This window comes from Modestobacter sp. DSM 44400 (assembly GCF_900107175.1).
Taxonomy (GTDB): Bacteria; Actinomycetota; Actinomycetes; order Mycobacteriales; family Geodermatophilaceae; genus Modestobacter.
Window position 1 is genome coordinate 122,765 of record NZ_FNOZ01000001.1, and the last position, 11,877, is coordinate 134,641.

Sequence of the window (11,877 nt, forward strand, 5' to 3'; positions counted from 1 at the left end):
CGTGGGAGCCGGTGCGGCATGCGGAGCATCCCGCACCGTCGCTCCGGCGGAACAGCAGGGCGCTCGGCGCAGCCGAGACCTAGCAGGTCCCGATCGTGACGCAGTCGCGATCAGCCCGCGACGCCGTGGCACTGCTTGTACTTCTTGCCCGAACCGCACGGGCAGGGAGCGTTCCGGGCCGGCGCCTTGGTGCCGGTGACGGTGGCGGTCTTGGCCGCCTTCGCCGCGCCGCCCTCCTTGGCCGAGGAGTCCAGGCTCGGCGCGCTGTAGGTCAGCGCGGCAGCCTGCTTCGGCGCCTCCAGGCCCTTGACCTGGAGCTCCGGACCCGTGCCGGTGGACGCCGGCGCCGGGGCCTCGTCGGGAGCGGTCGGTGCCGCGGTGGTCGCCGGCTTGCGGGTGCGCCGCGCGGAGCCTTCCGGGGCCTGGCCGTTGCCGTTCCCGTTGGCCGACGTCATAGCAGGGGCGACCGGAGCAGCCGGGGCATCGACGGGGGCATCGACGGGAGCCTCGACCGGAGCCTCGACCGGAGCCGGCGCCTCGGCGGGCCCCGCCGCAGCAGCCTGAGCGGCCGCGGCGGCCTGCTGCCGGGCGAGCACCCGCTGGGTGCCGGCCTGCGCCGCCGCCAGGGCGGCCGCCTCCGCCTCGGCCTGCTTCGCCTGGACCTCGGCCTCCTGCTGCTCCTGGCTCTTGACCTCCAGGTTGAACAGGAAGCCGACCGACTCCTCCTTGATGCCGTCCAGCATCGCTTTGAACATGTCGAAGCCTTCGCGCTGGTACTCCACGACCGGGTCGCGGTTGGCCATCGCGCGCAGGTGGATGCCGGCCCGCAGGTAGTCCATCTCATACAGGTGCTCACGCCACTTGCGGTCCAGCACGCTGAGCAGCACCCGCCGCTCCAACTCGCGCATGACGTCGGCCCCCAGGGTCTCCTCCCGGGTGTCGTAGGCGGCGTGCACGTCGGCCAGCAGCTCGGTCTTGAGGACGTCGCCGGTCAGCGCGGCCTGGTCACCGTCGGCGACCCGGTCCAGCAGCTCGTCGCGGTCCAGACCCACCGGGTACAGCGCTTTCAGACCGGTCCACAGCTTCTCGAGGTCCCAGTCCTCGGCGTAGCCGGTCTCGGTGGCGCCGTCGACGTAGGCGCCGATCACGTCGTCCACCATGGTCTGCACCTGGACGTGCAGGTCCTCGCCGTCCAGGACCTTGCGGCGCTCGTCGTAGATGACGGTGCGCTGCCGGTTGAGCACCTCGTCGTACTTCAGGACGTCCTTGCGGACCTCGAAGTTCTGGCCCTCGACCTGGGTCTGCGCCGAGCGGATCGCCCGGCTGACCATCTTGGACTCGATCGGCTGGTCCTCGGGCACCCGCAGCGTGTTCATCATCGACTCGAGCATCGGGCCGTTGAAGCGGCGCATCAGGTCATCGCCCAGGGACAGGTAGAACCGGGACTCCCCCGGGTCGCCCTGCCGCCCCGACCGGCCACGCAGCTGGTTGTCGATCCGCCGGCTCTCGTGCCGCTCGGTGCCCAGCACGTACAACCCGCCGGCCGCGACGACCTGCTCGTGCTCGGCCGCGACCTGCTCCTTGGCGGTGGCAAGCGCCTCGTCCCAAGCAGCCTCGTACTCCTCGGGCGTCTCCGCCGGGGACAGCCCGCGGGCGCGCAGCACGTCGTCGGCGAGAAAGTCGGGGTTGCCGCCGAGCTGGATATCGGTGCCTCGGCCGGCCATGTTGGTGGCCACCACGACCGCCCCGAGCCGCCCGGCCTCGGCGATGATCGCCGCCTCCCGGGCGTGGTTCTTGGCGTTGAGCACCTCGTGCTTGATGCCTTTGCGCACCAGGTATTTCGAGAGCACCTCGGACTTCTCGACGCTCGCGGTGCCGACCAGGACCGGCTGCCCGGCCTCGTGCCGCTCGGCGATGTCCTCGACGACGGCGTCGAACTTCGCCTTTTCGGTCTTGTAGATGACGTCGGCCTCGTCCTCGCGGATCATCGGCCGGTTCGTCGGGACCGGGGTGACGCCCAGCTTGTAGGTCTGGTGCAGCTCGGCGGCCTCGGTCTGGGCCGTGCCGGTCATCCCCGACAGCTTCTCGTAGAGCCGGAAGTAGTTCTGCAGCGTGATCGTGGCGAGGGTCTGGTTCTCGTCCTTGATCTGCACCTTCTCCTTGGCCTCGATGGCCTGGTGCATGCCCTCGTTGTAACGCCGGCCGGCCAGCACGCGGCCGGTGAACTCGTCGACGATGAGCACCTCGCCGTTGCTGACGATGTACTGCTGGTCCTTGCGGAAGAGCTCCTTGGCCTTCAGCGCGTTGTTGAGGTAGCCGATCAGCGGGGTGTTGACCGCCTCGTAGAGGTTCTCGATGCCCAGCTGGTCCTCGACGAACTCCACGCCCTCCTCGGTCACCGCGACCGTCCGCTTGGACTCCTCGACCTCGTAGTGCCGGTCGCGCTTGAGCAGCGGGACGATCCGGGCGAACTCGCCGTACCAGCGGGCGCTCGTCTCGGCCGGGCCGCTGATGATCAGCGGGGTGCGGGCCTCGTCGATGAGGATCGAGTCGACCTCGTCGACGATGGCGAAGGCGTGCCCGCGCTGCACCAGGTCGGCGTTGGACCAGGCCATGTTGTCGCGCAGGTAGTCGAAGCCGAACTCGTTGTTCGTGCCGTGGGTGATGTCGCAGGCGTACTGCTCGCGGCGCTCGGCCGGCTTCTGCCCGGACAGGATCGTGCCCACCGACAGGCCCAGGAAGCGGTGCACCCGGCCCATCCACTGCGCGTCGCGTTGGGCGAGGTAGTCGTTGGTGGTGACCACGTGCACCCCGTTGCCCGCCAGCCCGTTAAGGTAGGCCGGCAGGACGCCGGTCAGCGTCTTGCCTTCACCGGTCTTCATCTCGGCGATGTTGCCCAGGTGCAGCGCGGCCCCGCCCATGAGCTGCACCTTGTAATGGCGCTGGCCCAGGGTGCGCGTCGCGCCCTCCCGGACTACGGCGAACGCCTCGGGGAGCAGTCGGTCCAGGCTCTGCCCGTCGGCGTGCCGCTCCTTGAACTCATCGGTCTTGGCGCGCAGCTCGGCGTCGGTGAGGTCGGCCATGTCGTCGCTGAGCACGTCCACCGCGTCGGCGATCTTCGACAGCCGCCGGACGAGCTTGCCTTCACCGGCACGGAGGATCTTCGAGAACACCACGACCCCAGCGTAGGCGGCCGAGCTGGGAACGGGTTCCGGCGCGGCCGAGAGCGGTACCCGCGAGCGCCGCTCCGTACCCTCGCGGACGTGCGCTCCCTCGACCTCGACCACCTCAGCGACGACCTGCTGGCCTTCCTGACCGAGCGGCACCTGGCCACGCTGACCACGCTGCGCGCCGACGGCAACCCGCACGTCGTCCCGGTCGGGGTCACCTTCGACTCGGCCACCCGCACCGCGCGGGTCATCACCTCGGGCGCCTCGGCCAAGGTCCGGCACGTGCGCGCCGGGCAGCAGCGGGTCGCGGTGTGCCAGGTCGACGGGCGTCGCTGGGTCACCTTCGAGGGAACGGCGGTGGTGCGGGAGGACGCCGCCGCGGTCGCCGACGCCGTGGCACGCTACGCGGTCCGGTACCGCACGCCGCGGGAGAACCCGGCCCGGGTGGTGCTGGAGATATCGGTCGACCGGGTGCTGGGCAACGCGTGAGGATGCGGCGGTGACCTTGGACCTCTCCGCCGTCGACCTGACCACCGAGGTGGTCCGCACCGAGCGGCTGGTGCTGGCCCGTTCCGGCCCGAGGACGTCGATGCGGTGTTCACTGCCTGCCAGGACCCGTTGATCCAGCGCTGGTCGAAGGACCCCCGTGCCCCCAGCTCTCGCACGCTCGCGCCGGGGCCCTGCACGGGGGCCAGGCCCTGGGGGCCGCGGCTGGGCGCGCCCCGGGTGCACCTGGTGGCGACGTCCGCAACGCCGCGTCGCAGGCGGTGGCCCGGCGCGCCCGTTTCACCCAGGAGGGGTGCTGCGTTCTTACCTCCCTACCGGGACGGCTCCCGCGGCGACGCCGCGCTCTTCTCCCGGCTGCCCGGCGACTGACCCCTCGGCACACGACGGCGGGCCGCCTCCCCGAGGGAGACGGCCCGCCGCACGGTGCCCGGTCAGACGGTCGCCGGTTCCCGTTCCACGCTGTCGGTGGCCTCGCCGGCGTGCCCGAGGGCCAGCGGTGCACCCAGCCTGATGAGGCCGTAGTCGTAGGCGTGCCGCCGGTAGACCACCGACGGCTGGCCGGTGTCGGCGCAGGCGAAGAGGAAGAAGTCGTGCCCCACGAGTTCCATCTCGTGCAGCGCCTGGTCGACGGTCATCGGGGTGGCCGGGTGCACTTTCTCCCGGACGACCTGCCCGGGCAGGTGCTCGTCGAGGTCGGTCACGTGCGGACCGGCCGCGAGCTCCTTGTCCAGCGCCATCGCGGCCAGCGCGGTGCCGTCGGCCTCCACGGGCATTCCATCCAGCCGGACGCTGGCCGGCGTGCGCCGGCCGTGGTGGATCCGCCGGCGGTCGTTGGCCCGCCTCAGACGGTTCTCCAGCTTGTGGGCGGCGAGCTCCAGGGCGGCGTAGAAGTCCGGGGCGCAGGCCTCGGCGCGGGCCACCGGCCCCTTGCCGCGCAGCGTGATCTCCACACGCTGACAGTTGGCGGACTGGCGGGGGTTCTTCTCGTGCAGCAGTTCGACGTCGATGCGAATCAACTTGCCGTCGAAGCGTTCGAGCTGGCCGACCTTGTCTTCGACGTGCTGCCGAAAGTGCTCGGGCACCTCGACGTTGCGACCACGGACCACGATCTCCATCAGACCTCCCGGTCGAGCGGGCTGTGATCGGACCGACGCTAGCCGTCCCCGCCGCACCACGACAGTCGAGACGCGCGCCTTGGTCCTCCCGTCAGGTGCGCACCGTGAAGGTCCCAGGTGAGCGCGCCGCAACCCGGTGCCCGGACCGTCGAGGGGTCGCCGCGACCACCGCCGCGAGCACGGGCTCGTTCCCGGAGGAGAGTCCGGCGGCCAGCGCCCGGGCCGCCTCGGTCAGCGTCGCGCCGCTGCTCACCACGTCGTCCACGAGCACCAGGACGGCACCGACCGGCGGCCCGTCCCGGGGCGCCCGGACCGCGAAGCGCCCGGCCAGGTTCGCCCGCCGGGCGGCGGCGTCCAGGCCGGCGGAGTCGCGGGTGCCCCGCGGACGGCGCAGCAGGGCCGCCGGGCGGGCGGCCAACCCGGCGGCGCGCAGCTCGGTGGCCGCCGCGCGGGCCAGTTCCCCGACGTGGTCGCGGCCACGCCGCTGCACCGCCGCGGTGGAGCTGGGCACCGGCACCAGCAGCACCGGCCTCCCCCGCCCCGCGCCGGGCAGCCCGGCCAGCACGCCCGTGACGGCCAGGGCCAGCGCCCGGCCCAGCGGTGTGGCCAGCTCGGCGCGGCCGTGCTCCTTGAACGCCAGCACTGCCGGGCGGACCGGTCCGGAGTACGCCCCGGCGGCGACCGTCGGCGGGAAGCCGTCGGGGTGCCGGCGGGGTTCGGCCAGCCGTGGCTCCGCAAGCCGGCCGCGGCAGTCCGGGCACAGCACGTCCCCGGGGACGGCGCAGCCGGCGCACGTGCGCGGCAGGACCAGGTCGGCCAGCGCAGTCCAGCCCGCGACGAGGGCACCCGCAGCCGGTCGTCCGACCCGCCCGCCCCCTGCCGCCACCCGGACAGCCTGCGCGCGGCGCGGGTCCCGGGTGCGCGGTCCGCTCCCGTTCGGGGACGACGGCCGCGGCTGGGGACGGCGGCCGGCGAGCTCGGGTCAGAGGGGGTAGAACGGCGCCGTCCCGGCGACCGGCTGCTCTCCGCGCAGCAGGGTGACCCAGTTCCCACCCGACAGCATCCACAGCGTGCCGTCGGCGGTGACCAACGGCTGCCGGCTCGGTGTGGCCGCCAGCGCGGTCGGCTGACCCGGCAGACCGGCCATCGTCACCGTCGTCAGGTCCCAGCCGTCCACCCTCACCGTGTACGGCTCCGTGCGCTGGGCGCTGGGGTCGCCGGCCAGCAGCATCAGCAGACCGGAGTTCCGCCAGCCGACGTCGACGACCTGGCGCACCGAGGGCGCGACCGAGCGCAGGTCGCGCACGCTGACCGTGTCGTCGGCGCGGACCACCGTGCCCACGTAGAGCTGGCCGCCCTGCGGGGTCTCCACGACCACTGCCGCCCGGACACCGTCCGGGGACAGCTGGAGGGTCGAGGTGCGTCCCAACCCGGCCAGCGTGGCGGCGTTCACCGGCTGCGGGGTCCCGCTGGCCGGCACCCGCACCACGTCGGTGCCGTTGCGCACCGTCCAGACCTCCGATCGGGTGCCCGCCGTCGTCGGTGCGGTGAAGCTGCCGCCGGTCAGCACCGGCGCCAGCTCGCCGCCGTAGGGCCCGGCGAGCAGGCTCGCGGTCGGTCCCGCCACCGACACCCCCGCCGTCAGCCCCAGGGCACCGGTCCGCCGGTCCGCGGAGATCGCGGCCGAGGACAGCCCGTACGCGCCTGTCCCGGCCGGACCGGGCGCGGGCGCCCCGTCGGTGGCCCGGTGCAGGGCGCCGTCGACCAGGTAGTGCCCCACTGCGTCGGCCGGGGCCGCGTCGGGGTCCAGCGCAGCCCAGTCGTCGACGCTCTGGATGGCGGGCACACCGGGCAGTCCCAGTGGCTGCCCGTCACGGAGCACCTCGACCGAGCGTAGGTCCAGCGCGTCCAGCGACCACACCACCTGGGCCGACAGCCCGGACAGCGCCGCGTCGGTGGTTCCCTCCGGGAAGGTCAGGTCGACCCGCGCCGTGGTCCCGGCGACGCTCACCGTGCTGCGGAGCTGCACTTTGGCCAGCGCGTTGACCACGCCGGCGGCGATCGCGGTCGAGGGTCCGGCGATCAGCCGCTCGACCAGCGCGTTCGGCTGCGCTTCTCCGGAGACCAGATAGCGCGGGTCGGGCACCACCCGGGTCCTGGTGGGGTCGAGGAAGTAGGCGTTGACCGCGTCGTAGGTGCGGACGAAGTCCGGCTGCAGCATGAGCAGGCCGTCCTGTGGGTCGATCACCTGCCATTCGCCGGAGTCGTCGCTGAGGGTGAAGGCGCGGGTGAACAGCGCGCCGTCGCCGACGGTGAACACGCCCCGCTCGTCGACCGTGCCGACCAGCGGCGCGCTCAGCTCCACGGTGCCGTGCGCCGTCTGGCGGGTGGAGTACGACGCGCCGATGACGGTCACCCCGCCGCTGTCCGACCACGACGTCGCGGCATCCGCGGCGAGGAACTGGCGGGCGACCGGGTGGTTGCGCGCAGTGCTGGCGCTGGCGTCGATGAACCCGCGCACCACCTCCTCGGGGGTGGCGCCCGCCTCCGGCGGGATCGGCTCGATGCCGACCGGCGCGTCCGGCGGGTCGGCGAGCTGGGTGATCTGCACCGTCGGCGAGTTCTCCGGCACGGTGCTGCAGCCGGCGAGCACCGCGGTCGCGAGCAGGACGGCGAGCAGGACGGCGACCACGGCCCGCACGGGGCGTCGCCCTCCCGGCCTCACGAGTCCTCCGTCCGTCGCGCGGGAGACGACGGTCGAGGACCGGCCTGCCGCGTCGCCGCCGCGCGCAGCGCCGTGGGCCGCAACGGCAGCGGCGAGCCGGTCAGCTCCCCTCCTGCGGTCAGCGGCACGGTGAGCCGGAACTGGGCGCCCTGCCCGGGTAGCCCCCAGACCTGCAGCCACCCGCCGTGCAACCGCGCGTCCTCCAGGCTGATCGACAGGCCCAGCCCGCTGCCGCCCACCGTGCGCACCCGGGCGGGGTCGGCGCGCCAGAAACGGTCGAAGACGTGCTGGGCATCCGCCGAGCTCAGTCCGACCCCGTGGTCGCGCACCGTCATCGCCGCGGCGGTGCGCGAGGCGGCCAGGGTGATCTCCACCGGGTCCCCCGCCCCGTGTTCGATGGCGTTGCCGACCAGGTTGCGCAGCACCCGTTCCACCCGCCGGGCGTCGACCTCGGCGATCACCGGCTCGGCCGGCTGGGTCACCCGCAGCTCGCACCCCCGGCGGGCGGCCAGCGCCGACATCCCGGCCACTACCCGGTCGACGACCTGGGGGAGGTCCTGCGGCTCGGCCTCCAGCACCGCCGCCCCGGCGTCGTAGCGGCTGATCTCCAGCAGGTCCGACAGCAGGACCTCGAAGCGTTCGAGCTCGTTGTGCAGCAGCTCTGCGGAGCGGGCCACCGCCGGGTCGAAGTCGGCCCGCGCGTCGTGCAGCACGTCGGCGGCCATCTGCACGGTGGTCAGCGGGGTGCGCAGCTCGTGGCTGACGTCGGAGGTGAAGCGCTGCTGCAGCTGGGAGAGCCCCTCCAGCTGGGTGATCTGCGTCTGCAGGCTGTCGGCCATCGCGTTGAAGCTGGTGGCCAGCCGGGCCAGGTCGTCCTCCCCGCGGACGGCGAGCCGTTCCTCCAGCCGGCCCTCGGCCAGCCGCTGGGCCGTGCTCGCCGCCCGTCGGACCGGGTAGACCACCAGCCGGGTCACCAGCACGCCGATGCCCACGACGAAAAGCACCAGGACGACGCCCATGATCGCCACGGTGCTGCGGATGAGGACCAGGCTCTCCTGTTCCTGTTCCAGTGGAAAGGCGAAGTAGACCTCCACCCGGTCACCGCTCTGCCCGTCGGCGGGCACCGGCGCCCCGACCAGCAGCGTGGGCACGAGGCGGACGGCGGCGTCCGGAACGGGCGCGTACTGGTAGGCCTGCGAGCCACTGGCCACCTGGACCCGCAGCTCGCTCGGCAGGTCGCGGAAGGTGAGCGTCGTCCGGCTGGCGGCCACCCGCTCCTGGTCACCGGAGCGGTAGACCATCACCACGTCGAAGTCACCGGCCGCCCCGCCGCGGGAGCGCAGGCCCTGGACGGTGCGGGCCAGCGTGGACCGGACGCTGGCCGAGTCGCCGGTGGCGATGCCGCTGACCTCGGACCGGGCGTACTGCACCCCGGCGAGCGACTGGTCGACCGCGGCCTGGCGCTTGACGCGGAGCAGCTGGTCGCTGATCTGCCGGAACAGCACCAGGCTGACGATCACCACCACGACCGCCGCCACGACCATGGTGATCGCACCGATCCGCAGCTGCAGCGACGAGCGCCAGGTGTGCACGGCGCGGCGCACGCCCCGGCGGGTGAGCCGGCGGCCCCGGGCGACCCGCACCAGCGCGGCGCGCCGGACGCGCCGCGCTCCCGAGGCGCGCGGGCGGGCGGCGTCCGACCGGTCGCCGTCCGCGCCGACTGTCCCCGGACGCGCGGTCGCGCTCACGGACGAGTCACGGCGGGCCGGCCTTGTACCCGACACCGCGCACCGTGAGCACCACCTCCGGCTTCTCGGGGTCGCGCTCGACCTTGGCCCGCAGCCGTTGCACGTGCACGTTCACCAGCCGGGTGTCGGCCGCGTGGCGGTAGCCCCAGACCTGCTCGAGCAGCAGCTCCCGGGTGAACACCTGCCGCGGCTTGCGGGCCAGCGCGACCAGCAGGTCGAACTCCAGCGGCGTCAGCGGGATCGCCGCGCCGTCGCGGGTCACCGCGTGGGCCGGCACGTCGATCTGCACGTCGCCGATGGTGAGGTTCTCGGCCTGGCCGTTGTCGCCGCGGCGCAGCTGGGCGCGGACCCGGGCCACCAGCTCCACGGGCTTGAACGGCTTGGTCACGTAGTCGTCGGCGCCGGCCTCCAGCCCCTGAACGACGTCGATCGTGTCGCCCTTGGCGGTGAGCATCACGATCGGCACGGTCGACTGGGTGCGGATGTCGGCACAGATCTGCAGGCCGTTGCGGCCGGGCAGCATCAGGTCCAGCAGCACCAGGTCGGGGCGCAGCTGCTGGAAGGTGGCGACCGCCCGGGCGCCGTCGGAGACGAAGGCCGGTTCGTACCCCTCCCGGCGCAGCACGATGCCCAGCATCTCGGCGAGGGCGGCGTCGTCATCGACGACGAGGACACGGCCGCGGCTGGTCCCCGCGGGGGGAGCGGAAGGTGACACGGGTCCATTCTGCCGCGCCGAGGGCCCGAAGACGGCCCCACCCGCCCGGGAGGACACCCGGGCGGGTGGTGGACGAGCTGTTCAGCGGCCGGTCACGGGGCTGTCCGACCCCGTGCGGGGCCACCTGCAGGGTCCCGCCGCGAGCTTGCGAACGGTGGGGGCAGGGGGTCCTTTTCAGTAGCGGTAGTGGTCGCTCTTGAACGGGCCTTCCACCGGGACACCGAGGTAGTCCGCCTGCACCTTGGTGAGCTCGGTGAGCTTGACACCCAGGGCATCCAGGTGGAGCCGGGCGACCTTCTCGTCCAGGTGCTTGGGCAGCACGGTGACGCCGGGGGTCTGGCCCTCGTAGGCCGCCTGGTTGGTCCACAGCTCCAGCTGCGCGAGCACCTGGTTGGAGAAGGAGTTGCTCATCACGAAGCTGGGGTGCCCGGTGGCGTTGCCGAGGTTCAGCAGCCGGCCCTCGGACAGCACGATGATCGTGTGGCCGTCGGCGAACCGCCACTCGTCGACCTGCGGCTTGATCGTCGTCCGGGTGACCCCGGGGGTGCGGGCCAGGCCGGCCATGTCGATCTCGTTGTCGAAGTGCCCGATGTTGCCGATGATCGCCTGGTGCTTGGTGGCGGCCAGCTGGTCGGCGGAGATGATGTCCTTGTTGCCGGTCGCCGTGACGATGATGTCGGCGGTGCCGATCACGTCGTCCAGCGTGGTGACCTCGAAGCCCTCCATCGCCGCCTGCAGCGCGCAGATCGGGTCGATCTCGGTGACGATCACCCGGGCGCCCTGGCCACGCAGCGCCTCGGCGCAGCCCTTGCCGACGTCGCCGAAACCGCAGACGACGGCGACCTTGCCGCCGATCATCACGTCGGTGCCGCGGTTGATCCCGTCGATGAGCGAGTGCCGGACGCCGTAGAGGTTGTCGAACTTGCTCTTGGTGACCGAGTCGTTGACGTTGATCGCCGGGAAGAGCAGCCGGCCGTCGCGGGCCAGCTCGTACAGGCGCAGGACGCCGGTGGTGGTCTCCTCGGTGACGCCCTTGATGGCCGCGCCGACCCGGGTCCAGCGCTGCGGGTCGGTGGTCAGGCTGTCCCGGAGGACGTCGAGGATGACGCCGTACTCCTCCGAGTCGGCCTCGGTCGTGTCGGGGACCACGCCGTCGGTCTCGAAGCGGGTGCCCAGGTGCACCAGCAGGGTGGCGTCGCCGCCGTCGTCCAGGAGCATGTTCGGGCCGACGAGGGCGCCCTGGGCATCGGTGAACTCGAACAGCCGCTGGGTGCACCACCAGTACTCCGGCAGCGTCTCGCCCTTCCAGGCGAAGACCGGCACCCCGGTCGGCTGGTCGGGGGTGCCGGCGCCGACGGCGATCGCCGCGGCCGCGTGGTCCTGCGTGGAGAAGATGTTGCAGCTGACCCAGCGGACGTCGGCGCCCAGCGCGGTCAGCGTCTCGATGAGGACGGCGGTCTGCACGGTCATGTGCAGCGATCCGGCGATGCGGGCACCGGCCAGCGGCTGCTCGTCGCCGTACTCGGCGCGCAGCGCCATCAGGCCGGGCATCTCGTGCTCGGCGAGGGAGATCTCCTTGCGGCCGAAGCCGGCGAGGGAGATGTCGGCGACCTTGAAGTCGTCGGTGGTCAGAACTCGGGTGCCGATGGTGGCGGTCATGTCGCTCCAGTGTCCGGCCCGGCGGCGTCCCGGGATCGGGACGGGCGGGCGTACGTGCGGTCGCTGTGCGAGCATGCCGAGGCTTCGGCGGGGCTCGTGCCGGGATCAAGGGTACGTGCTCGGGCGGCGGACAGACGTCAGCGGATGAGGTGGACCTCGATGGGGAGGTCGAGCCCGGACCAGGCTCGGTCCGCGGTGAGCACCTCGGGGGGACGGCTGCGCAAAGTCAGCGCCAGGC

At 72.9% G+C, this 11,877-nt stretch carries 9 protein-coding genes; 2 read left to right on the forward strand and 7 right to left on the reverse strand.

Translation table 11 applies throughout. The annotated features are described in order from the left end of the window. Nucleotides 1-110 precede the first annotated feature (110 nt). Nucleotides 111-3,176: a preprotein translocase subunit SecA gene (gene secA, locus BLW04_RS00640; RefSeq protein ID WP_091536768.1), complete on the reverse strand. Its 3,066-nt coding sequence runs from the start codon at nucleotides 3,174-3,176 to the stop codon at nucleotides 111-113. An 87-nt stretch (nucleotides 3,177-3,263) separates the two neighbouring features. On the opposite strand from secA, the gene BLW04_RS00645 reads away from it, so the two are divergent. Together BLW04_RS00645 and BLW04_RS29090 are read left to right on the forward strand one after the other, a co-directional pair. Beyond that, a complete protein-coding gene (locus BLW04_RS00645; RefSeq protein ID WP_091536044.1) occupies nucleotides 3,264-3,659 on the forward strand; it encodes a pyridoxamine 5'-phosphate oxidase family protein in 396 nt (131 codons plus the stop codon). A 10-nt stretch (nucleotides 3,660-3,669) separates the two neighbouring features. Continuing rightward, nucleotides 3,670-3,792 (forward strand): hypothetical protein, encoded by a 123-nt coding sequence (locus tag BLW04_RS29090; RefSeq protein ID WP_256375452.1) that lies wholly within the window; start codon nucleotides 3,670-3,672, stop codon nucleotides 3,790-3,792. A 316-nt stretch (nucleotides 3,793-4,108) separates the two neighbouring features. Here BLW04_RS29090 and hpf read toward each other — a convergent pair whose 3' ends face one another. From hpf to ahcY, 6 genes are all read right to left on the reverse strand, one after another. Continuing rightward, a complete protein-coding gene (hpf, locus tag BLW04_RS00650; protein WP_091536046.1) occupies nucleotides 4,109-4,792 on the reverse strand; it encodes a ribosome hibernation-promoting factor, HPF/YfiA family in 684 nt (227 codons plus the stop codon). A 91-nt stretch (nucleotides 4,793-4,883) separates the two neighbouring features. Next, a complete protein-coding gene (locus BLW04_RS00655) occupies nucleotides 4,884-5,678 on the reverse strand; it encodes a ComF family protein (protein WP_091536049.1) in 795 nt (264 codons plus the stop codon). 96 nt (nucleotides 5,679-5,774) lie between these two features. Next, nucleotides 5,775-7,493 carry an LpqB family beta-propeller domain-containing protein gene (locus tag BLW04_RS00660; RefSeq protein WP_091536052.1) on the reverse strand — a complete coding sequence of 573 codons (1,719 nt, stop codon included), beginning with the start codon at nucleotides 7,491-7,493 and terminating at the stop codon, nucleotides 5,775-5,777. A 20-nt stretch (nucleotides 7,494-7,513) separates the two neighbouring features. Further along, a complete protein-coding gene (gene mtrB, locus BLW04_RS00665; RefSeq protein ID WP_091536054.1) occupies nucleotides 7,514-9,265 on the reverse strand; it encodes an MtrAB system histidine kinase MtrB in 1,752 nt (583 codons plus the stop codon). Between the two features lie 7 nt (nucleotides 9,266-9,272). After that, on the reverse strand, nucleotides 9,273-9,980 hold the full coding sequence (gene mtrA / locus BLW04_RS00670) for an MtrAB system response regulator MtrA (RefSeq protein WP_091536056.1): 708 nt from the start codon (nucleotides 9,978-9,980) through the stop codon (nucleotides 9,273-9,275). Nucleotides 9,981-10,154: 174 nt separating this feature from the next. Further along, complete coding sequence (ahcY, locus tag BLW04_RS00675) at nucleotides 10,155-11,639, reverse strand: adenosylhomocysteinase (RefSeq protein WP_091536058.1); 1,485 nt, start codon at nucleotides 11,637-11,639, stop codon at nucleotides 10,155-10,157. Nucleotides 11,640-11,877 lie beyond the last annotated feature (238 nt).

Coding starts and splice junctions, on each gene's coding strand:
- hpf (WP_091536046.1), bottom strand. CDS start 4,792: ATGGAGATCGTGGTCCGTGGTCGCAACGTCGAGGTGCCCGAGCACTTT.
- ahcY (WP_091536058.1), bottom strand. CDS start 11,639: ATGACCGCCACCATCGGCACCCGAGTTCTGACCACCGACGACTTCAAG.